General features: G+C 40.2%; 16 protein-coding genes. 15 read left to right on the plus strand and 1 reads right to left on the minus strand.

The features are described from left to right. Positions 1–7 precede the first annotated feature (7 nt). From MHI25_RS03870 to MHI25_RS03900, 7 genes are all read left to right on the plus strand, one after another. On the plus strand, positions 8–535 hold the full coding sequence (locus tag MHI25_RS03870; RefSeq protein ID WP_094877054.1) for a hypothetical protein: 528 nt from the start codon (positions 8–10) through the stop codon (positions 533–535). Positions 536–641: 106 nt separating this feature from the next. Further along, on the plus strand, positions 642–1,976 hold the full coding sequence (locus MHI25_RS03875) for a hypothetical protein (RefSeq protein WP_340394996.1): 1,335 nt from the start codon (positions 642–644) through the stop codon (positions 1,974–1,976). A 167-nt stretch (positions 1,977–2,143) separates the two neighbouring features. Then, positions 2,144–4,249: an AAA family ATPase gene (locus MHI25_RS03880; protein ID WP_340394997.1), complete on the plus strand. Its 2,106-nt coding sequence runs from the start codon at positions 2,144–2,146 to the stop codon at positions 4,247–4,249. After that, positions 4,236–5,282 carry a restriction endonuclease gene (locus MHI25_RS03885; RefSeq protein WP_340394998.1) on the plus strand — a complete coding sequence of 349 codons (1,047 nt, stop codon included), beginning with the start codon at positions 4,236–4,238 and terminating at the stop codon, positions 5,280–5,282. Before MHI25_RS03880 ends, MHI25_RS03885 begins: the two co-directional genes overlap by 14 nt. Positions 5,283–5,543: 261 nt before the next feature. Further along, positions 5,544–8,108: a type I restriction-modification system subunit M gene (locus MHI25_RS03890; protein ID WP_340394999.1), complete on the plus strand. Its 2,565-nt coding sequence runs from the start codon at positions 5,544–5,546 to the stop codon at positions 8,106–8,108. Beyond that, positions 8,108–9,313, plus strand: a complete 1,206-nt coding sequence (locus MHI25_RS03895; RefSeq protein ID WP_340395000.1) for a restriction endonuclease subunit S — start codon at positions 8,108–8,110, stop codon at positions 9,311–9,313. The genes MHI25_RS03890 and MHI25_RS03895 overlap by 1 nt, the downstream gene beginning before the upstream one ends. A 15-nt stretch (positions 9,314–9,328) precedes the next feature. After that, on the plus strand, positions 9,329–12,412 hold the full coding sequence (locus tag MHI25_RS03900; protein ID WP_340395001.1) for an HsdR family type I site-specific deoxyribonuclease: 3,084 nt from the start codon (positions 9,329–9,331) through the stop codon (positions 12,410–12,412). A 93-nt stretch (positions 12,413–12,505) separates the two neighbouring features. Here the strand turns inward: MHI25_RS03900 and MHI25_RS03905 are convergent, their stop codons facing one another. After that, on the minus strand, positions 12,506–12,754 hold the full coding sequence (locus tag MHI25_RS03905; protein ID WP_340395002.1) for a helix-turn-helix transcriptional regulator: 249 nt from the start codon (positions 12,752–12,754) through the stop codon (positions 12,506–12,508). A 151-nt stretch (positions 12,755–12,905) separates the two neighbouring features. On the opposite strand from MHI25_RS03905, the gene MHI25_RS03910 reads away from it, so the two are divergent. From MHI25_RS03910 to MHI25_RS03945, 8 genes are all read left to right on the plus strand, one after another. Then, complete coding sequence (locus MHI25_RS03910) at positions 12,906–13,403, plus strand: hypothetical protein (RefSeq protein ID WP_340395003.1); 498 nt, start codon at positions 12,906–12,908, stop codon at positions 13,401–13,403. Between the two features lie 141 nt (positions 13,404–13,544). Continuing rightward, complete coding sequence (locus MHI25_RS03915; protein ID WP_340395004.1) at positions 13,545–14,231, plus strand: nuclease-related domain-containing protein; 687 nt, start codon at positions 13,545–13,547, stop codon at positions 14,229–14,231. A gap of 5 nt (positions 14,232–14,236) precedes the next feature. Continuing rightward, positions 14,237–14,560 (plus strand): nucleoside triphosphate pyrophosphohydrolase, encoded by a 324-nt coding sequence (locus MHI25_RS03920; protein ID WP_094877046.1) that lies wholly within the window; start codon positions 14,237–14,239, stop codon positions 14,558–14,560. Between the two features lie 50 nt (positions 14,561–14,610). Next, positions 14,611–16,869 carry a DUF3578 domain-containing protein gene (locus MHI25_RS03925; RefSeq protein WP_340395005.1) on the plus strand — a complete coding sequence of 753 codons (2,259 nt, stop codon included), beginning with the start codon at positions 14,611–14,613 and terminating at the stop codon, positions 16,867–16,869. Further along, positions 16,841–19,255, plus strand: a complete 2,415-nt coding sequence (locus tag MHI25_RS03930) for a restriction endonuclease-like protein (protein WP_340395006.1) — start codon at positions 16,841–16,843, stop codon at positions 19,253–19,255. Before MHI25_RS03925 ends, MHI25_RS03930 begins: the two co-directional genes overlap by 29 nt. Positions 19,256–19,518: 263 nt before the next feature. Beyond that, on the plus strand, positions 19,519–20,328 hold the full coding sequence (locus MHI25_RS03935; RefSeq protein WP_081387204.1) for an ABC transporter ATP-binding protein: 810 nt from the start codon (positions 19,519–19,521) through the stop codon (positions 20,326–20,328). A 75-nt stretch (positions 20,329–20,403) separates the two neighbouring features. Next, complete coding sequence (locus tag MHI25_RS03940) at positions 20,404–21,174, plus strand: ABC transporter permease (protein ID WP_340395656.1); 771 nt, start codon at positions 20,404–20,406, stop codon at positions 21,172–21,174. Between the two features lie 153 nt (positions 21,175–21,327). Next, positions 21,328–22,335: an ABC transporter substrate-binding protein gene (locus tag MHI25_RS03945; RefSeq protein WP_340395007.1), complete on the plus strand. Its 1,008-nt coding sequence runs from the start codon at positions 21,328–21,330 to the stop codon at positions 22,333–22,335. Positions 22,336–22,361: the final 26 nt, after the last annotated feature.

Genomic DNA, 22,361 nt, shown 5'->3' on the forward strand with positions numbered 1-22,361 from the left:
GAACTCCATGATTATCTATGAATCGACCAAGCAGCAATTTATGAATGATGTGGCCGAAGACAGTATTGCGGTAAAGATTCATAACCAGTACGTCCAAAAAGTCGGCAGAGTTTCCATGGGCGAAATCAACGCATGGAACAATTCCATGAACTACCTTTATAAAGTATTAAACACATCGACCATTCCAGATGACGTAGGAATCGCGATTGAATATAAAATTCCAGCGACCTCGAGAAGAGTCGACTTCATGATTACGGGCTTGAACGAAAAGGATCAATATTCCGTTGTCATCATTGAGCTTAAACAATGGACAGAAGTTGAAACGGTTGAGGACGCGGATGGTCTTGTTAAAACCTACTTTAATCGAACAAAGACTAGAACGCCGCATCCTTCTTTTCAAGCATGGTCTTACGCTAGGTTGATTAGCGAATATAACGAAACCGTGCAGAATGAAGCGGTCCAACTCTATCCTTGTGCGTATCTACATAACTATATTCGGAAAGATAATGATCCCTTATTGCATCCTGTCAAGTAGATCGTGACCCAAGGTAAACTATTGAGGTAGACAATACATCCGTTTACATTTATTTGAGTAGAGTTAAATATTGTACTTGCAATTAACGAAAGGTGCTAAAATGCGTATGAAAAATAATAAAAAGCAATTTCTGTCCGAGAACAAGCCATTAATTATTGAATGGCTGTTTATTTTGACTATCTTATTAGTTCTAGTGGGAATTATCTTGTATTGTACACCTGTGGGTTTTGGACGATTAATTAACAGCTGGAATCACGAATGGGCATCAACCTGGTTGGGATTATTCGCAATATACTGGATCGAAATTGTACTAATTATGATCATATGGGACTTGTTTTGGTTTCGCCTCTCTAGATTGGTAGAAACCATGTATGATGAACTTGCGCATTTATGGATTAAGAAAAAATGGTTGCTAATTAAGCTGATCCGATTTAAATACGGCTTCGACAAACTGAGTTTTCGAATGAGAATTGCTTTTTACTTTGGTGGAGGTAACAATCGTCAAGAATTGATAGACTACTTGGGGTATCCTACAATCGTTGAGTTATTGAAAAGCTTGTTTTATATAATAATAAGTAAAACTTCAATTCTTGCAGGAATAATTACCGTGTTAACTTTTAATAGTTCATCGTTTGATGTAGTAAAGAATGAAGTGATAAATTTATGGAATGAAAACACCATATTTATATGGGAGAATTTCACTAAACTTTCTGCGGTTGTCGTGCTTGTCCTTCTTGTATTTCTGGGGTATTTTGTAAGCAGGCATGGGGTTATTCGCAGAGCAATTGCACAAGCAAATCGCAAAAAACTTGAAGAGATCGTTCAGATGCATCGCAAACTGTCAAATATCATTATAGAAATAATTCTTGCAGGTTCAAAAAATGTTGAATATGCAATTAACTGTTATGATCTGCTTGTTGAATTTTGTGCTCATAAGATTCAACCCGACACACCTGTTACCGTTCGAAGAAAGTGGGTGCATCAGCATTACAGGGATTCAAAAGATTTTCGTTTTGAAGATATTTCTGAAATAGAGCTTTTCATGGCAGAGTTAGAAAAGTTAAAGTTTGCTGATAATGTTGATATCTCTCGTTGGTTTTGGAGATCTAAGTATGAGTTTTTTTCATTATTCCTATTAAGTTCGACTTCATTAAATATTGATAAAATTAATCGATTGTTATTTACAAAAAAGGGTTTTGAAGATATGAATCAAATTCCTAAAAAATATTTTGCGTCTTCTGATGAGGTAGAAGAGTTAGATGGAGATATCATTCAGGCTGAGGTAGACGAATACAAAAAATACACTTTAGAAAGTTATATTATAGAAGGGATTGAACTTATCTTCATACTATATAGATATTTAAAAGAAATTGAAACTATGCTCCATATTGACTCTGATAAACCTGGACGTGGGCTTAGGGCGTTCACAAACAAAGAATAGTATCAGGTAGAGGAGTATATCCAATTTTAATTACCAAGATTACATAAGTAAAATACGGGTCCGTAATGTCTACGAGGTATATGGACATATATCATAAGTAGGGTGAAATACCTATTCTTCAGAGCTTTTAGTGAAAGTCATTTTATCTTCTATTTTGGAGGTACACTATGAATGATGTTGTAAATACTCAAAAAGAAAAATATAAAGCTTGGGTTACGGAAAACTTGGGTGAAAAAACAGGTGGATGGTACACGCCATATCTTGAGAGACTTGGGCAGTTGTTAGAAAAGTTTGCTTTAGGTAGCGGTTTTAAGGGAAATTTCTTTGATTATCAATCATATTCAGAATATAAAAATATTTATCAACAAATGACAGAACAAAGTGATCAGGATATTGAGAAGTTAGTAAGTGGTAAAGGTACGCCACGATATCCACAAAAGTTTAGTATGAAAAAAAATCAGTTTAGAAAAAAATATGCGGAAGATGAATACAGTCGCGGCGTAAGAAGTAGGCCTGATAGTATAGGTGGGATACCTGACTGGGGCGTTTTAATGCGATCATATTTAATATTTCTATATTATGATGAGAATCCTACTTTAACTTATCCTAAAAAAGAGAAGAAAATTGCAAATCAAGAAGATAAAATTGATAACAGCATTAATTATTGGTTAATTTCTCCAGGTGAATATTCGAGATTATGGGATCAGTTCCAGAACGAAAATATGATTGCCCTTGGTTGGGACTATTTAGGGAATCTAAAACACTATGATTCAAAGGAAGATGTTGAACGAAAGATAGCTGAGCAAAGAGCGGATGGGGTGCGCCCTGTAAATGATTCAAAGGCTGTATGGGATTTCTATAGGGAAATTCAAGCTGGTGACGTTATATATGTAAAAGAAGGAATTAAGAAAATCCTCGCCCGAGGAGTTGTTACCGGAGATTATTATTTCGATAATGAAGCATCAGAATATAAACATAGAAGAAAAGTAGATTGGCTTCAAGTTGGAAAGTGGGAACTAAATCAGACTTTTGCTCAGAAAGCGTTAACATGTCTAAATCCTTATCCAAATTACATTCAAGAAATTGATCAAGTAATGAATGAAGAATTTATTGATCCAAAAACGACTGAAGTAAATGAATTTCGAAATTGGTTATCTATTCAAGTTACGGATACAGGAGTTAGCTTAAATGATAAAACAGTTACGCAAAAAGTAAGTGCGTTAAAGGATATAGAGCACCATTTTGATACTCAAATTTTTGGTGAAACAGATATTGAGCAACTAAAACAGTTGAAAGATGTTGTTGTATCAGATAAATCCTACACAAAATATAAAGGTGTATCGGGCAGTTCAATTGACTACTACATTCGTTTTATTGAATCAAAACCTACTGTTCAAGAAAATGAATCCTTTACAATGGAGGATTTTCTTTCGGACGTTTTTATCGAAAAAAAGGAAATTGTACGTCTAATTTCTCTACTTGAAAATAAGAAGAATCTTATATTGAAAGGTGCACCAGGAGTAGGTAAGACGTTTATTTCCAAACGTTTAGCGTATGTAATGATGGAAGAAAAAGATGAAACACGTATTCATATGGTTCAGTTTCACCAAAGCTATAGTTATGAGGACTTTATTGAAGGGTTACGTCCTAAAGCTGAGGGGGATGGATTTGAACTGAAACAAGGTCCGTTTGTGAAGTTTGCTAGAAAAGCATCACGAGATCCAGAACGAGACTACTTTTTTATTATTGACGAAATTAATCGTGGGAATATGAGTAAAATACTTGGGGAATTAATGATGCTTATCGAAGCGGATAAGCGAGGCGAGCAGATCAATCTTCTCTATTCTAATGATAAGTTTTCTGTGCCATCGAATTTATACATCATTGGAATGATGAATACGGCGGATAGAAGCTTAGCTTTATTAGACTACGCACTTAGAAGAAGGTTTTCGTTTTATGAAATTAAACCAGCGTTCCACAATGATACATTTAAGTCCTATATAAATGATTTAAATAATCCACAATGTTTAAACCGTGTCATTGATGAAATTAAAAGATTAAATAATCAAATTGTTAAAGAGCTAGGGTCAGGATTTCAAATTGGGCATAGCTACTTTACAGGCGATGCTTATAAAGTAGATACCGCAAATCGTGTAGAGGAAGTAATTGAATATGAAATTATTCCACAGCTATTCGAGTATTGGTTTGATGATGAACAGAAGGCGGACGATTGGGCTGAACGACTAAGAGGCTGTTACGATGGAGAGAAATAATAATATTCCAATTCGTAATATATATTATATGCTTTCTTATGCATATCAAACGTTACATCTTTCCGAGTACAAACAAATTGGAACAGAAAAGTTTGAGAATGTTGAAGAGCTGTATTCAGAAATTTTGGCGATTGGGATACCCGTTTTAATCCGCGGAGGATTAGTGAAAGATTATATAAGTATCGAAGAGGATTCCAATGTTATTAAAGGGAAAATTGATTTCAATTCTACGTTAAATAAAAATACATTGATAATTAAGAAAGTTTCAGTAGTTTATGATGATTTCTCTGAAAATATATTGTTGAATCAAATTATCAAAGCGACACTTGTTTACCTATCACGCTCAAATAAAATAAATAAAAAGACACGTAGAATTTTTTATGGTTTACTGCCTTATTTCACAGAAGTATCAGATATAGAGCTGAACTTGAATCTTTGGAAAAACCTTAAATATAATCGCCAAAACATTCGCTATCAATTTATTGTAGATGTGTGTAGATATCTTTATGAGCAGTTATTATTGGATGAAAGCTCAACATCTCAAAGGATGAAAGAGGTTCAAGAAGAACAAAGACTATGGTCTTTATATGAAAAGTTCATCTATGCATTTTTCAGACGTGAAACGGAATTTAACGTATCTCATCCTCAAATTCAGTGGATTGTTGATGATGAATTTATAGATGCATTACCGATTATGCAAACAGACCTTGTACTTCGAAAAGATAAAAAAACATTGATTGTGGATGCAAAGTTTTATTCTGAGAATATGGCAGTAAGGTTTGAAGGTGGAATTCCAAAGCAAGTATCTTCTAACCTGTATCAAATGTTTACGTATATTAATAATTGGAAAAAACAGAGAGATGAGACTGTGGCAGGTATGATACTTTATGCTAGAACAACCGCTTTAAATCAACCTAACCATATTTATTCTATTAAAGGTAATCAAATTTTAATTGTATCACTTGATTTACAACAAGATTTTAACGGCATAAAGGAAAACTTAATAGCGTATGCCAAACAATTTTTTGAATAGCTTTATTTGGAGATAAAGAAACCAGACAAGCAGAGCTAACACTGGCGGTATTTTATTGTTTACGGTATATTGGGAATTTTTCTTTCCTACTATAATAAATATAGGGATTATTCACTATGAGAAGCCTAGCTGTCAATCAATTGACAACTAGGTTTCATTCTATGATAGAGTGAACTTAAAAATGAATAGGCTTTTTATTAGCTTGAAAAAGTTATTAATTAAATTTTTGAATGGTAAAAATATTTCAATGGGGGAAGTATAGTGATTACATCAGAAGAAATTAAACGTAGACTATGGGACGGAGCAACTGAACTACGTGGTTCAATGGATGCCAGCCGTTATAAAGATTATATGCTTGGGTTGATGTTCTACAAATTTTTGAGTGATAAGACTTTAGAAGCATTCAAAGTGACCAGTGGTTTAGGAAATTTGACTGAGTCCGAATTGGTTGAGGAATACACTGAGGCAAAAGCGGAATACGGTGAACAGCTTGATAAAATGATTCAGAATGTACTTGGTTATTATGTTTCCCCTGAGTATCTCTACCAGACTTGGTTAAAGGACATCAATTCAGGAGAATTTGAAGTTCAAAAAGTAACGGATAGCTTGAATAACTTCGAGCGTACGATTGCCGTGTCCGGTGATACGAATGACTTCAGGGGATTATTCTCAAGTTCTACACTTGATTTAACGGATACTGCTTTAGGCAGCAACCTAAATGAACGTAGCAAAAGTGTTAAGGCGCTGATTTTGCTGTTTGCAGACTTGAACATGGTTGCATTACAGAAGGGCGACGTACTGGGTGATGCTTATGAGTACCTAATTGGTCAGTTTGCGATGGAGTCAGGGAAGAAAGCAGGCGAGTTCTACACCCCACGACAAGTCAGTGAAGTCATGGCTCAAATTGCAGCAAAAACACCAGGCATTAAGACAATCTACGACCCCACTGTCGGTTCGGGATCTCTTCTTCTAACGGTTAGAAAACATTTGGATGAAGATACCCAAAAGAGTCTGAGCTATTACGGGCAAGAGAAGAATACAGCCACTTATAACTTGACTCGCATGAACTTGTTGCTTCATGGTGTTCGCCCTGAAAAAATGACCATTAAAAACGGCGACACCCTTTCTCAAGACTGGCCAGAAGATCCAGAACATGCAAACGAAGGTGTGCTGTTTGATGCAGTAGTTATGAATCCACCCTATTCTATGAAGAATTGGAACAGAGCAGGGTTAAAGGTCAGTGATCCCCGTTTTGAAGTGGCTGGGGTATTGCCACCCGACTCCAAAGGAGATTTTGCGTTTCTTTTACACGGATTGTTTCACTTAGGTCAAAGTGGTACGATGGCGATTGTGTTGCCTCACGGAGTTCTATTTCGCGGTTCATCTGAGGGGGAAATTCGTGAACGATTGCTTAAGAAAAACTATATGGATACCATCATCGGCTTGCCAAGTAGTTTGTTTTCCAATACAGGCATCCCGGTCGTTGTCATCATTCTGAAGAAGAACCGGAAGATCGATGAACCTGTCTTAATCATTGATGCTTCTAACAGCTATATTAAAGTCGGAAAACAAAACGTCCTGCAAGAAAAAGACATTGCAAAGATCGTGGATACATATGTAGAACGTCGAGAAGAGAACGGGTACAGTCATCTAGCGACTCAGGAGGAAATACAGAACAATCAGTATAACATGAATATTCCTCGTTATATTGAGGCGGTTGACGGCGAAATTCCTCACGATGTGGATGCTCATCTCCTTGGTGGAATTCCCCGAAAGAACATAAACGGGTTGAAAGTTTTGCAGTCTACTGTGCCGGATATTATGGAACAATCTTTGAAAGAAATCCGCAGCGGCTATGCTGAGCTTGTGAAACCTGTAGATGAAATTTCTTCTGATATATTGAGTGACTCTCGCATTATTGAACAAATTAAAAAACTCGAAAGCAAAACCAAATCTTATGTTGATAAGCACTGGGGTATTTTGAAAAATGGAAAGGTAGACATTGATTCAATTCCATTGATGGAAGAAGAAATGCTTGTTGAAATCAAGGGAATCTTGTCAGAGTTCCAATATATTGATGTTTATGATGGATATCAAATTGTGGCTGAAATTTGGAAGAATGCCCTGACACATGATACGGAAATCATCGCGTTAAGTGATTTCTATACGGCAGGACGTACCCGCGAACCCAATATGATTACTAAAGGAACCGGTGATAAGAAACGTGAAGAGCAGGATGGTTGGGTCGGCAGTATCGTACCGAATAAGTTGATTGCGGAACAATTATATAGTGATGAATTAGCAGAAATTGAATCCAAGAATATTCGCATTCAAGAAATTGAAACGGAACTATCCGACTTGGTTGAGGCTGCAAAGGTGGAAGACAGTGATGAAGCCAATGCGTTAAACGGAGTTTTGAATGAAGCTGGTGAAGCTTTTGAAAACAAATTGTTCAAAGCCGAATTGAAGAAGGCAATTAAAGGAACAGTTGAATATAATCTACTGAGTAAAGTTGAGAAGTTACTTGCAGATAAACTAGCGCTTAGCAAGGCGGTAAAAGAGGATGAAAAGGCGCTTAAAGAAGCCGTGCAAGAACGCATCTTAACGTTAACCAACGAAGAAATCGACAACTTGATGTATGAAAAATGGTTCGGTAACACCGTGAATGCTATGGTTTCTTTAGTACAGCAGTCGTTAAAAACGGAGTTGAACACTCTGCAAATGTTACACAATCGTTATGCGGTTACTCTGTCAGCAATGGATAATGAGAGTCGAGACTTGGAATCAGCGTTTGAAGCCTTGTTGAACGAATTGGTGGTTGAATGATGATGAAACAAACAAACTTAGTGCCAAAAAGACGATTTAGGGAGTTTCAAGATAATGACGCTTGGGAACAGCGTGAGTTCTTCGACAACATCAAAAGTACTGTTGATTTTCGGGGAAGAACACCTAAAAAGCTGGGTTTAGACTGGAGCGAAACTGGTTATTTGGCACTATCTGCTTTGAATGTTAAGCATGGATATATTGACCCTAGTGCAGATGCTCATTATGGAAATCAAGAATTATACGATAAATGGATGACCGGACGTGAATTAAGAAAAGGACAAGTGCTTTTTACAACTGAAGCACCAATGGGAAATGTGGCTCAAGTACCTGACGATAAAGGCTATATCCTAAGTCAACGGACGATTGCTTTTGATGTTAATCCAGAAAAGATAACCAATGACTTTCTTGCTGTACTTTTACGCTCTCCGAAAACATTTGCAGAACTATCTGCTTTATCTAGTGGAGGAACAGCTAAAGGAGTAAGTCAAAAATCCTTGTCACAATTAAAAGTTACCTTGCCAAAAGATCTTGAAGAACAAGCCAAGGTTGCAGCCCTTTTCAAAAAACTCGACCACCTCATCACCCTTCAACAACGTAAGCTAGACAAGCTGAAAGCGTTAAAATCTGCTTATCTCTCTGAAATGTTTCCCGCTGACGGTGAAAGTGAGCCGAAACGGAGATTTGCAGGATTTACTCAAGCTTGGGAACAGCGTAAGCTAGGGGAACTATGTGATGAGTTCCAAAGTGGAAAGTATATCAAAACAGAGGATATTAGGGGTGAGGGTAGATACCCTGTGTTTGGCGGTAATGGACTTCGTGGATACACAAACACTTATAATCATGATGGATTATTTGCACTTATCGGAAGGCAAGGCGCACTATGCGGAAACATGAATATCTCCTTAGGAAAAGCCTATTTTACTGAACATGCTATTGCCGTTAAAGGCAACAAAAACAACGAAACAAGGTTTTTATTTTATCTCTTAGGTGAGATGAATCTTGGTCAATATTCGGGTCAATCGGCGCAGCCCGGACTAGCAGTTAATAAACTTATAGAACTGTCTGTATTTATTCCTTCTTTTACAGAACAAGCTCGTATCGGCGCATTTTTCAAACAACTCGACAAACTCATCACCCTTCATCAGCGAAAGCTGGAAAAATTACAAAATATAAAAAAAGCATATCTAAATGAAATGTTTGTATAGAGGGGAGTGAAAGCTATGAGCATTGCACCAAAAAATGCGGCGGAAAAAACTTTTCAAGAGAATTTTGTTAAGGAGTTAGAAAAGTATAAATGGAAAGCGCCCGAGTTCTTAAATGGAAATATTAAAAAAGTAACTGTTAATGATCTGATTATTCACTGGCGTAGCGAACTCAATCGTATGAATGCCGACCAGCTTGAAGGTGTGGAATTAACGGACAACGAATTCAAACAAGTGATGGCTAAAGTCAATCGGATCAGCAACAGCTACGAGGCAGCTAAGATTCTAGCTATTGAAGAATCCAAAGGAAAGATTGATGGGATTTACCGTGATGACAATCCTAAGATTACGAGAAAACAAATTACTTTGACCATATTCAAAAAAGCCGAAGTTCGCGGCGGGGACTCCAGTTATAGGATTGCAAGAGAGGTGCAGACTTCAAGCAATAACCGTTTTGATATTGTCTTACTGATTAACGGACTGCCTCTAATTAATATCGAACAAAAACGTACGGACAAAACGCTGGATGAGGCTTTCGGACAATTCATGCGCTACTACCGTGATGGCGAATACAGTAATAACTTTATGGCTTTTTCGCAGATGATGGTAATCACCTCTGAAATTGCTACTCGTTATTTTGCTACTCCTAAAACAATAACAGATTTCAACCCTAGCTTTGTTTTCCATTGGTCGGATAAAAAAAATAAACCGATTAACAACTGGCAAAAAGTAGTGGAGAATTTTCTTATGATACCCATGGCCCATCAAATGGTGGGGGATTATTTGGTGATAGACGAAGCTAAGGACGAAGAAAACAGGCGTCATATGTTAATGCGACCTTATCAAGTGTATGCTTTACAATCTGTCGAAAGTGCTGCTTTTGGTTGGGATAATGATGATAAAGTTCCTCACGGCGGATTTGTTTGGCACACAACGGGCTCAGGAAAAACCATTACCAGTTTTAAGACGGCTTTATTTTTATCGACTAGAGCAGGATTTGATAAGGTAATCTTCCTTGTTGATCGGCGTGACTTAGACATTCGAACCAGTGAAAACTTCAAAGCATACGCTGCCTACGAGGCTGTCTCGGTTGATGATACCAAGCATACCTACCAGCTTAAAAAAATACTTAAGTCAGTTAAAAATGGAATTGTAGTAACGACAACATTTAAACTAAATTCTTTAGTGAAGGAAATGGAAGAAGCTCACGATAACAGTTTAGCAGATAAAAAAATCATTTTTATCATCGATGAAGCGCACCGCTCAACAATGGGGCAGATGATGGGAAGCATTACGAAGTTTTTTAAGAAAAACGGACTTTTCTATGGGTTTACCGGAACGCCTTTATTTGATGAAAATAACGTTAAGGGAAAGGTCAATGAAAATAGTGAGGTCATCAATACAACCGAAAAACTATTTGGGCCCAAGTTACATCAATATACGATTGACGAGGCCATTGCGGATAAAAACGTATTAGGTTTTCACGTTGATTACATTAATACTGGAGAGTTCAAGAGTTATGAAGATTTAAGAGAGCAACTGATTGAGCAGATGAAGGAAGAACGCCCTGAACTAACGGATAGGGAAATTGAACGTAAAGTTCAAGAAATGTCAGAAGCTCAACTTGAGAAACAGGCTGAAATACGAGGATTGCTGATATATCAGGATGAAACGCATATTCCACGCGTAGTTGAAGAAATTCTGAGTAACTGGGAATCCCAATCACAGGGTAGAGAATTTAATGCTATCTTAACAGTGGCTTATAAAAATAGGGTGATTGCCTATTATGATGAGTTCAAGAAGCAATTGACTGCCAATGGAGCGAAGCTGAACGTGGCAATGACTTTTAGCTTCAGCAATGAAAATGATTCTAAGCCATTAGACCCTAAAATTGTAAAAGGTATGTTTAAGGATTACGCCGAATTTACGGGCATTGAATTTATCGCTGGGGATAAAAAACGCGGTGAGGACGCTTACTTTGAAGATCTCGTAGAACGTGCCACTCGAGGCGGCAGCGGACGCAATCCGAAGAATATAGATCTCGTGATTGTAGCAGCCCAACTGTTGACAGGGTATGACTCTAAGCGGCTTAACACGCTTTATGTTGACCGTTCCCTTGAACTTCAAAGTTTGATTCAAGCGTATTCTCGAACTAATCGTGTATTTGGTTCCAATAAAGAGTTCGGAACAATTATCAACTTCCAATATCCACGACTTACGGAGCAAATCGTAGAAGACGCCCTGAAGCTGTATGGAAGTGGTGGTAAGAGCAGTAAGGCCATTGTGGATACCTATGATACTGCTGTAAAAAAACTAGCCATAAAAAATACTGAAATAATTCAGACGTTACCTGATCCGACGGAATGGCAGGTCATTAAAGATGATGACGAGAAAAAAGAAGCATTTCTCCTTGCCTTTAAGGATACTGCTGAGCAATTGAATTTAGTGGAACAATACTATGAATTCAAGTGGGACGATGTAGCTTTTGGTATGAATGAGCATACTTGGCTGCAATATGTCGGTGCATATAAAAACTTAACTTGGAAGCCAGGGGAAGCGCCAACGCCAACGCCGATTAATCCTCTTTCTGGAAGAACGAAGCTAGCGGGAACACAGGTCATTGATGCCAACCATATTCTTAGCTTGATTGGTTCGAAAGTCACTGCTCCGAACGGTATACAAACGGTGGATGATGAAACACTCCGTATTATTTATGAACAAATTCAAGAGCTGAGTAACATGGGGGAATATGAGCAAGCACAGTTACTAAAAGAATTTGTGGACACTGAGCTTATGCAAGGTAACCTATCGAGCAGTCTGGACTTTGATGAGGCCTTTGAAGCTTGGAAAGCAAGTAAGTTGGCAAACGTGGTTATTGCTTTTTCTTTAGAGTGGGGGATTGACAGTAAGTTGCTTGGAAAATCAGTGAATGCATATTCTATTTCGCAGCCTGATGTGGTTCCATACATTAATGAACTTATTAGTAGCATTGATTATAGCAAGGCAACAAACCAAACGGCTGGAAATTTGTTAAGGCATAATATGAAGCTAACTTCCATGCTTCCAGCTTGGATTGCTGAAGTTAAGCAAAAATATAGTTAAATCGATGTTGGTGAAAAAAAGTATATTTTATGAGCCAAGGAGAAGTATTCCTTGGCTTTTACATTTATTTAAAGATGGCAGAACAACTGTCCTTCAATTTTTCTCCCCCAACAACTCTCCAACTGATACCTCCAATGCTTTAGCAACAGCTACCACCTCATAATCCTGAACAAGTCTATATTGACCCTCTAAGCGAGATAAACTTGTCGGACTAATATCTAATCCGAAGGTTTGCAACCTCGCAAGGAAATCTTTCTGCTTCATTTTCTTGGCTTTTCGAATAGCTACAACTCGGGTCCCAATGATATTTTTATCACCTGGGGGCTCTTTGCGATGTCTCATTTCCATGTCACCTCACAATTTAACTGAATTGTATGCGAGGTAGGAGTTATTTTAATGCGGATATCGAATTAAAATAAAATAAACCGATAAACGCATTAAAATGTCTATACATCGTCTACTACCATAGCTTTGCCAGAAAGGTGAGGATGCAATGCACAATCTGATGCACATGTATGATGAGGAGAAGCGTAGGCTAAATGAACTGGGGCAGAGGTTACTGGAAGAAGGGGTTCCGATAAGCACTAATGAGGCGCTTCAGGCTCAGAGTCGTAGGGTGGATGAACTTATTAATCAGATTTATCAAGAAAGGAACGGATATTCGGAGGCTTGGCGTTTAAACTTCTGTCCAGGGGGAGATGTGGTGAGTTTTCCGGCGTGGTTTGTACAAACGATTCAAGGTCGATTGAATGAGGTAACTGCACAGATTGAATATCAATCTGAGTCTAGACATGCCTTTGAAGAAGAGAGCAAGGCCTTTCAGGCGTTGTTTGACTCCATGGATATTGCACGCATGCCAGAGTTTGAGTATTGGGAGGATAAGCTGCAATTGAAGCAATCTGCTCTTAATGAACGTCTCTATCTGCAAGGGCTAAAAGATGGTATGCAGCTTGCAAATGCCTTTACTGCGCGTTCTAGTCTCTCGGATTAAGTCACAATTAAAAATACGTACACTAACTGACTGGGCTGTCCGTGCGACAGTCTTTTCTTATGTGCTGTGGTTAGAAGGGATACATTCCCATATTGTCGAATAACCATACATATTGTAAATCTAGTGATACGAGGTCTAGCTATGTTTAAAGCACTAATGTCTCTCTTCAAGAAATTCGACCCTAAGCCGGCACAAGCTGTACATAAGGTGCAAGCTCCAAAATTGAAACCAAAAGTTGCACCCACCCGAATTGGTGAGCTAGGCGAGCACAAAATTAACATTCAGCTTGACCAGCTATCTAAGGACTGTAAATTCTTAAGCGATCTGCTGCTGCCTAATTCCAAGTCTCGAACAGGCTATGCCCAGATTGATCATGTCGTTATTTCCCCATATTGCGTATTTGTAATTGAGACGAAAAACTACAATGGAGAAATTAAAGGTGGGCGGGCGGATCAGCAATGGTCGGTGAGTAACCGGTACAAGATGTATAATCCGCTGAAGCAGAACTATGGGCATATCAAGGCCATTGAAAGTCTGATGAAAGATGTAGCCACTGTAAAATACATCTCTATGATTTCATTCACGATGAGATGTAGGTTCAGTATTGATCCGGAGCTGCGGAAGATTCAATCGGATGAACTGGTTGTCTATGACGTAGAATTAAGCGAGTTTATCTCCAGGAAGCTGATTAGTTTAAAAGCGGGAACTCCTGGATCTCTTATTACTACAGCACAGGTCCAAACCATATACAATCATTTGGTTCAGACTAATATTACTGATGCCGAGATTCGTAAGCGTCATGTGGACAAAATCAAGAATAGGAGTTGATTTGAATGCCAATCTATAACAAGCTTGTTCGTGACAAAATCCCTGATATTATCCGAAGCTCGGGTAAGGACTGCGATTGCATAAAGTTAGAGGAAGAATCTTATGTTTCTGAACTAAAAAGGAAGCTTCGAGAAGAGGTAGAAGAGTATATCCGAGCTGGCGATGATACAGAGGGGGTTGAAGAACTGGCCGATATTCTTGAAGTGGTCCGTGCTCTTGCTCAAATTCATAAAGTCCTTCCAGAAGATGTAGAGAAGGTGCGTGCTAAGAAAGTCGAGGAGCGCGGAGGATTTAAAGATCGCATTTTTTTGATTGAAGTAACGGAGTAAACATGTATTAAGAAATTACTGTACTCATTCATTCCTATTGGGGGATCAACATGTCATTACCAGAATCTATTACTCAAATTTTTAGAAGAAAACAAAAATCATACAAGATGGTGCTCATCTTATCTTTAATTGAAGAGCTGAAGACTACTGATCAAGAGAGAGTTTCTTATGATAAAGTGAAGAATCGATTTCTTAATTACTATATGCAGCAACAAGATCTTGGGCATAGAGTAGATGAGACACCTACTCGCTATCACGCCCGATGGAATGAGATAACGAAAGGGCAGCTGAATTCTATATTAACGACACCAGTTAAAATTCTTTCAGAGGTTATATTTGTTGATACAGAAGATAATTCAATTGGTTTTTACCCGGAGGTAAAGTATCAACTCGGCGAGTCTGGCCTACACCAGTTGGAGAACCTAGCAAAAGAAGAAATACATAAGTATAATACTGCAATGCAACATTTTTCGCTGAAAAATCATCTGGAGAATATTATGGCCCAATATGGTCAGGCCAAAAGAGAACCCTTTAAAGATCATTTATTGGGCACTTTATTGAGAAAGACGATTCCTGCTGAATTAAGGGCTTTGCCTTTCCTGAATGAGGAGTACTATAAGATTCAAGGCTCCATTGGACAGGGGAAATGGGCCGATGTGCCTTGGTTTTCTATATTAGATAAACGCATTACTAGAACCACTCAAAGCGGTGAATATGTCGTCTATCTTTTTGCCGAAAATATGAGTGCCGTGTATCTAACACTTGCCCAAGGAGTAACAACTGCTCCGAAGGAGAAGGGTAGCAAGGATAAGTATGCCTATCTACGCAATAAAACCCAAGAAATACGTGAGCTCATTCCTCTCGCAAATATGAATAAGGACGAAAACATTCAGCTCCTGGGCCACGGTCGAGGGAATGATTATCAGGCATCTACAGTCGCTTATATAAAATATGAACGTGGTAAAGTGCCGTCGGATGAGAAATTGATACAGGATCTACAGAACGTAATGGAAGATTATCGAATCTATGTTGAAAATCACATACTTAATGAAACGGCAAGCACCTTGGAGGTAGAGCCAGTGACAGAGTATATGGAATCGGTACCTGAGCCAATTGACGACGCCGAAATCCCCTCTATCCTCCAACAAATCCAATCCCACATCCGTCGCAAAGGTTTCTTCTTCCCTGAGCACCTTATCGAGAATTTTTACCTCTCGCTAAAGACTAAGCCTTTTGTCATTCTGGCAGGCATATCCGGAACAGGGAAGACTCGGTTGGTGAAGCTTTTTGCAGAAGCTCTTGGTGCAACGGGGAATAACGGACAGTTTACCTTGATCCCAGTGCGGCCGGATTGGAGTGATCCTGCGGATCTGCTGGGGTACAAGGATCTTTCGGGCAGGTTCAAACCGGGTCCACTTACGGAAGTATTAGTAGAGGCGCGGAAGCCGGAGAATGGACATAAGCCATATTTTATCTGTATGGATGAGATGAATCTGGCGCGGGTAGAGCATTACTTCAGTGACCTGTTAAGTGTGCTGGAAACGCAGGACTGGCGGGAGGGGAAGATCCAGACTCAGGATCTCATATCTTCTACCATGCTGGATACGTCTGAGGATCAAGTGAAGTTTGGCAGCCTAGGTGTCCCGGAGAATGTGTTCTTGATCGGGACTGTGAACATGGACGAAACGACACATCCTTTTAGCAAAAAGGTACTGGACCGAGCTAACACACTGGAGTTCAATTACATCAATCTGCAGCAGTATCCGGACATGAGTGAGCAGGAAGAGACGGAAGATCCCGCTGATCTTGCCGAACTGAACCATCTTTTTCTGCGCTCCGATTATTTGCAGCTAGTGGATGCCTATGATGCCAACAAAGAGCTAGTTGTCCGGACGACAGAGAGATTGGTTAAGATCAATGCCTTGCTTGAGGATATTCACGCTCATGTCGGTTTTCGGGTGCGGGATGCGATTTGCTTCTATATGATCTATAACGAACGGTACAAGCTGATGAATGAGGAAGAAGCTTTTGACTGGCAACTGCTGCAAAAGATACTGCCGCGCATTCAAGGGAGCCATTCTTCGGTTCGCCGGGTATTGTTGAACTTGATGAAAGGGGCTATTGGTACAGGATCTGGTGTGACGGTAAATATTGAAGATCTTATGGACAATGATGCTTCTCCACTCTACCTGAAATGGGCTGCTGGACAAACTCCACCTACGGCCAAACATCCACAAAGTGCGCGTAAATTGGCTTTTATGCTTAGGAGGCTGGAAGAAGATGGATTCACCTCATACTGGCTCTCTTAATCAGGCGGTAGAATTGCTCCGTGTAGAAACGGAGCTTTTTACGCTTTTTCTTCAAGGAAGGCCATATCATCCTACTGTGGAGACCTTGCAGCTTCATCGTTCTTCTAGTCAGGAGTGGGTAAATGCTCAGTTTGGGATTACATGCTCCGAACGGCTTGGTAATGTTCAGATTAAAGTGTTTTCTCCTGAAGCTCACGGGATGGTGGACTGGCAGCCGGGGGAGTCGGTCTTTCCTTGTTTTTATGAGACACAGTCGTATGAGCTGGTGATTCAGAGGAAGACCGCTGCTAACCTCTCTTTTTATCATGACAATGTGCTGCTTCGGCAGGCAATTAAGCCCCTAGGGGAGTCTATTCTTGCGGGTGTGCTGAACTTTGGGAATGAGGTCGGTTTGACGGAATGGGAGATCCGCAGTTCGGGACAGGCTTTGCTGCGGGTAGAGATGGAGATCTTCCCCTCTAAAATGGATTACAAGCTGGATTACCAGAATATTTTAAATGAAGTGAATGAGCAGATTTATAATTTGGCCTTTGATTTTTCGCGCAAAACCTACCAACTAACAGGCTTGCGGGAGACGCAGCATCAGAGCTTGACGGAGTTTTTTACCATACTTCAGCATGTATTTAGACAGCTTCTGGATGCGGTTGAGCGGATTAACAAGAATCCCCATTACGCTCTGCTTCAGGACTGCCGACTAGTGGATGCCAATCGGGTCAAAAAGGCAGGAAGAGAGAACATCCGCGAGCTCGCGAAGCATCCCGAACGATTAAGAGAAGACATGAACCATGGATTCTTGACCATCGGCAGCCGAAATTACACAGCCACACATTTAATGGAGACACGAAGACGCCTCGCCTATGATACTAATGAGAACCGGTTCATCCGCTGGATGCTGGAACGCATTCATGGAAAGCTGAAAGAGCTCAAGGGTCGCTGGAAGATTAAAAACCGAACCCCAGATCCATTACTTATAAAAAGGTTAGACAACATGCTCACTCAACTAGAGCGGGTGCTCAAGATGGATTTTTTGCGTGAGGCTGGAGTACTGAGGCAGATGTCCGTTACACTGGTGCTGCAGATGGCCCCTGGATACCGCGAGGTCTATCGCTGTTATCTAATGCTGCTCAAAGGCTTGTCGATCCAAGGTGATCTGCTGCGCCTGTCTATGAAGGATGTCGCGCAGCTCTATGAATACTGGTGCTTCCTCAAGTTGAATCAGCTTCTGGGTCAGAAGTATAAGCTGGTGAAGCAGGATATTATTAAGGTGAATCGGAATGGTATTTTTGTTACCCTTGACCGCTCGCAGAGCGCTAAGATGGTGTACGAGAATCCAGTTAACGGAGAGCAGTTCATCCTGTATTATAATGCGGTTCCTAACTCGGATAAGGCACCGACGCTCAATCAGCGTCCGGATAATGTGCTGACACTGAAGAAGAAGGATGCTGGCAAAATCAAAGAGTATAAGTATGTTTTTGATGCGAAATACCGATTAAATCCGGCTTATGAAGGGACTTCCTATCACCGCACTTATAGGCAGCCTGGTCCTGAAGAGGATGACATCAACACCATGCACCGTTATCGGGATGCCATTGTGTATCAGGAGAAGGGATCGGAAGAATATGAGCGAAGCATGTTTGGCGCCTATGTTTTATTCCCCTACCCGGATGAGGAGCGGTATAAGACCCACCGATTCTACAAAAGCATCGAGCTATTGAATATTGGCGCTTTGCCATTCCTACCGAATTCTACAAGCCTAGTGGAGCGATTCTTGGATGAGATTATTCAGGATAGTCCGGAAAAAGCTTATGAACGCTCGACTCGTCCACGCGGCACGAAAGAATACTATGCCAACCAACTCGCGGGTAAAAATGTGCTTGTTGGTTCTGTCCGGGGACCCGAACAAGTGGAGGTGGCGCTGCGGAAAGCTTTTTATCATATGCCGTTAAGGAATCTTGCAAACCAGAAGATCCTAACGCAAATTGAATACGTAGCGATGTGCCAATCCCGTAAAAAGTTCATTGATCCTGCAAAAACGGGGATTCACTGGGTAGGGAAAGTAGCGGATTGGAAGGTGCTGCGGCGTAATGAGATTAAAGAGGTTCCTTGTCGCCCGGGTACTGAAGAAGATCTGTATGTACGATTTACGGTCGAGGAATGGAAAGCAATTACGTCTCCTATCATGCTAGGTGGTCAAAGAATACAAACGGTGCTCTATACGAGTAAATATATTCTGGATCGTGCGTTGGAAATCGCGGAGCTTCGCTTAGAAACGGAGGGAGATCTTCGTGAATGGCGTGAGAAACGCCGAAGGGGCAGAGTGAAGGTGAAGTTGGATCATGAGCAGTATGTGGACTTGGGAAAGGTTGTTGAAGTTCGGAATATTTAAGGTTAGTGAACATGAAGTAAGGTTTGTTTAGTTAATTCCATAATTATGAATTTATTGTTGACAACCCCAGCGGATTAAAATATAGTAATCCCATCAGATTAATACAAATTATTGATGTTTAAATTTTAGTGATCGTGAGTACGAAACGGAATATGCTGACTGGTTCAACCAGAGGCTCAGGGGACAAACGCTAGTCGTTGTCATCTGAGTCTTTTTGGCGAACAATCACTTTCCCGTAATAATAACTAACAGAGGTGAAGTCAATGGCTGCTGCTGAAAAAATCAGATTTGAGAGTGTCACCAAAACGTTCAGTGTCCGAGATTCTAAGCAAAAGGAGGGAACGCAGCAATTCACGGCGGTAAAAGAGTTGGACTTTTCCGTAAGAAAAGGTGAATTCATAACGATAGTGGGGCCAAGCGGGTGCGGTAAGTCAACTTTGCTTGATTTGATTAGTGGTTTATCATCCCCAACACAGGGTCGCATTTTAATAGATGGTCACCCAATAACAGGTCCAGGCCTTGATCGAGGTATTGTGTTTCAGCAGTATGCTTTATTTCCGTGGAAGACCGCGCGTGGCAATATTGAATTTGGGTTAGAGGCAAAGGGGATCCCGAAGCATGAACGTAGCGAACAGGTTGGACATTTTCTTTCGTTAGTTGGGCTTAGTGATTTCGGAGACCGTTATCCACATGAGCTTTCCGGAGGGATGAAGCAGCGTGTAGCCATTGCCAGAAGTCTTGCCTTTAACCCGGACGTCTTGTTAATGGATGAGCCTTTTGCCGCACTGGACGCCCAAACACGTGAATCCCTGCAAAGTGAGCTTTTACGGATTTGGCAGAAGACCCAAAAAACCATCATATTTATTACGCATGGCATTGATGAGGCCGTTTATCTTGGGGAGAGGGTAGTCGTCCTGACACCAGGGCCCGGGACGGTGAGGAAGATTGTAGATATTCCGCTTCAATCACGATTGGAAGATGCGGATATTCGCTCACATCCTGATTTTGTGAAGGCTCGACATGAGGTATGGGGTTATCTGCATGAACCTGAATACAAAGGTGCATATATTTAATCTATAAAGGGGGGGATTCCCATCGAATCCGTTAAGTCTGTTCATTCAACGTTACAGCTAAAGAAACGAAATCCTATTTCTTTTTCCGGCGTGCTTAAAGTGTTTAAACAGTCTATTGTTTTAGTCTTATTGTTCTTACTATGGGAAATCGCACCACGGGCGGGCTTAGTTGACGCAGCATTTTTCCCACCTATTTCTGAGGTAATCACCGCCTTATGGAATTTGATTGTCTCAGGTGAGCTATTCACTCATTTCTTAGCGAGTATCATTCGCTCGTTCAGTGGATTTGCATTAGCGTTAGTGATTGCGATCCCGTTAGGATTACTGATTGGCTGGTATCCATTGGCCCGAGAGCTGTTAAATCCAGTGTTGGAATTGTTCCGAAATACGGCTGCGCTCGCTTTACTTCCGGTATTTATGCTGCTGTTAGGGATTGGTGAAACCTCTAAGATTACAATCGTCTTATTTGCTTGCACATGGCCTATTCTTCTAAATACGATTGCTGCTGTAGGTAACGTTGATCCCTTGCTTATAAAAGCGGCCAAATCCATGAATATTAAGTCGTTTAAGTTATTTCTAAAGGTGATTTTGCCGGCATCCGTGCCAACTATTTTTACAGGGATTCGAATGGCAGGAACAGGGGCGATATTAGTGTTGATTGCTGCAGAAATGGTAGGGGCAAAAGAAGGCTTAGGCTATTTAATCACTTATTCTCAATATAACTTTCAGATCCCTCAAATGTACACCGGTATATTAACCATTGCTTTGTTGGGTTTGCTAATCAACCAAGGCTTGACCATGCTCGAGCGTAAATTTTCTAAATGGAAGCAACCGGTGAATGAATAGAAGGATGATTTTGAATGATATTTTTTCGGAATAATACCAACTAAACAAATTGAATTAATTACACTTAAAACAATCTAAAAAGGAAGAGTGGCGGAGGGAAGTTTGGAACTGTAGCTCAGAAAAATACAATTCATTTGGAAAAGGAGAAGCGAGATGAACAAAACAGTAGCACTGCTTATACTTGTAGGCTTGGTTAGTGGTATTTTATCTGGCTGCTCAGAGGGGAAGTCCTCCGCCAAAAGTGGAGAAGATCAGATCCTGCAATATCAGTCTGCACCTGGAAGTGTCTCTTTCCCAGAGCTGGCCGCCGATTTAGGTTACCTAGGAGATTTGAAGCTAGAGTCTATAGGTGACAGCGTGGGTGGTCCGGAAAGTATTCAGTTAACCGCGACGAAACAAATTGACTTTGGTGCAGCATTCAATGGAGCCATTATTAAATCCTACGCCAAGAATGTAAAAATAAAGTCGGTCATTGGCTCCTACGGCAGTGATAAAAATACGTATGTAGGTGCATATGCCCTTGAGGAGGGAGCTATAAAGTCGGCTAAAGATTTTATTGGTAAAAAAGTAGGGGTGAATATTCTTGGTGCCCATTCGGAATTCGTCATTAAAGATTATTTACGCCAAGGCAACTTGAGCGAAAAGGAAATTGAACAAGTAACCTTAGTGACAGTTCCAAGTTCTAGTGCAGAACAGATTCTGCGAAATCATCAGATCGATGTGGTTATGTTAAGCGGGATTGCCCGGGATCGGGCTTTAACAACAGGTGGGGTCGCAGAAATTTTTAAGGATATTGATGTGTTTGGCACAGAGTTTACAGCGGGTGATTATTTCTTTACAGATCAGTATATCAAGGATAATCCGAATACCGTCAGGCAATTTGTAGATGGAGTTGCAAAAGCCATTGAATGGGCCCGAACGACACCTAGGGAGGATGTAATTAAACGATTCGAGGAAATTATTAATAAGCGTGAACGAAAGGAAACCACAGATAATCTTAAGTTTTGGAAGAGTACGGGCATCTCTGAAAAAGGCGGTGTGATCACACCCTCGGAATACGATGTCTGGATTGATTGGCTTGTGGCAAATGGGGAGCTAAAGGAAGGCCAAGTGAAACCGGAAGAGTTATATACGAACGAATTTAATCCTTTTGTTAAATAATTTTATATATGAGTTGAATCTAAAAC

Origin of the sequence: Paenibacillus sp. FSL E2-0177, assembly GCF_037992975.1 — a bacterium.
Taxonomy (GTDB): domain Bacteria; phylum Bacillota; class Bacilli; order Paenibacillales; family Paenibacillaceae; genus Paenibacillus_AQ; species Paenibacillus_AQ odorifer.

What these genes read in the sequence shown, in the direction of transcription:
- MHI25_RS03870 (WP_094877054.1), top strand. Translation starts at nt 8, where the DNA reads ATGATTATCTATGAATCGACCAAGCAGCAATTTATGAATGATGTGGCC.
- MHI25_RS03875 (WP_340394996.1), top strand. Translation starts at nt 642, where the DNA reads ATGAAAAATAATAAAAAGCAATTTCTGTCCGAGAACAAGCCATTAATT.
- MHI25_RS03880 (WP_340394997.1), top strand. Translation starts at nt 2,144, where the DNA reads ATGAATGATGTTGTAAATACTCAAAAAGAAAAATATAAAGCTTGGGTT.
- MHI25_RS03885 (WP_340394998.1), top strand. Translation starts at nt 4,236, where the DNA reads ATGGAGAGAAATAATAATATTCCAATTCGTAATATATATTATATGCTT.
- MHI25_RS03895 (WP_340395000.1), top strand. Translation starts at nt 8,108, where the DNA reads ATGATGAAACAAACAAACTTAGTGCCAAAAAGACGATTTAGGGAGTTT.
- MHI25_RS03900 (WP_340395001.1), top strand. Translation starts at nt 9,329, where the DNA reads ATGAGCATTGCACCAAAAAATGCGGCGGAAAAAACTTTTCAAGAGAAT.
- MHI25_RS03905 (WP_340395002.1), bottom strand. Translation starts at nt 12,754, where the DNA reads ATGAGACATCGCAAAGAGCCCCCAGGTGATAAAAATATCATTGGGACC.
- MHI25_RS03910 (WP_340395003.1), top strand. Translation starts at nt 12,906, where the DNA reads ATGCACAATCTGATGCACATGTATGATGAGGAGAAGCGTAGGCTAAAT.
- MHI25_RS03915 (WP_340395004.1), top strand. Translation starts at nt 13,545, where the DNA reads ATGTTTAAAGCACTAATGTCTCTCTTCAAGAAATTCGACCCTAAGCCG.
- MHI25_RS03920 (WP_094877046.1), top strand. Translation starts at nt 14,237, where the DNA reads ATGCCAATCTATAACAAGCTTGTTCGTGACAAAATCCCTGATATTATC.
- MHI25_RS03925 (WP_340395005.1), top strand. Translation starts at nt 14,611, where the DNA reads ATGTCATTACCAGAATCTATTACTCAAATTTTTAGAAGAAAACAAAAA.
- MHI25_RS03930 (WP_340395006.1), top strand. Translation starts at nt 16,841, where the DNA reads ATGGATTCACCTCATACTGGCTCTCTTAATCAGGCGGTAGAATTGCTC.
- MHI25_RS03935 (WP_081387204.1), top strand. Translation starts at nt 19,519, where the DNA reads ATGGCTGCTGCTGAAAAAATCAGATTTGAGAGTGTCACCAAAACGTTC.
- MHI25_RS03945 (WP_340395007.1), top strand. Translation starts at nt 21,328, where the DNA reads ATGAACAAAACAGTAGCACTGCTTATACTTGTAGGCTTGGTTAGTGGT.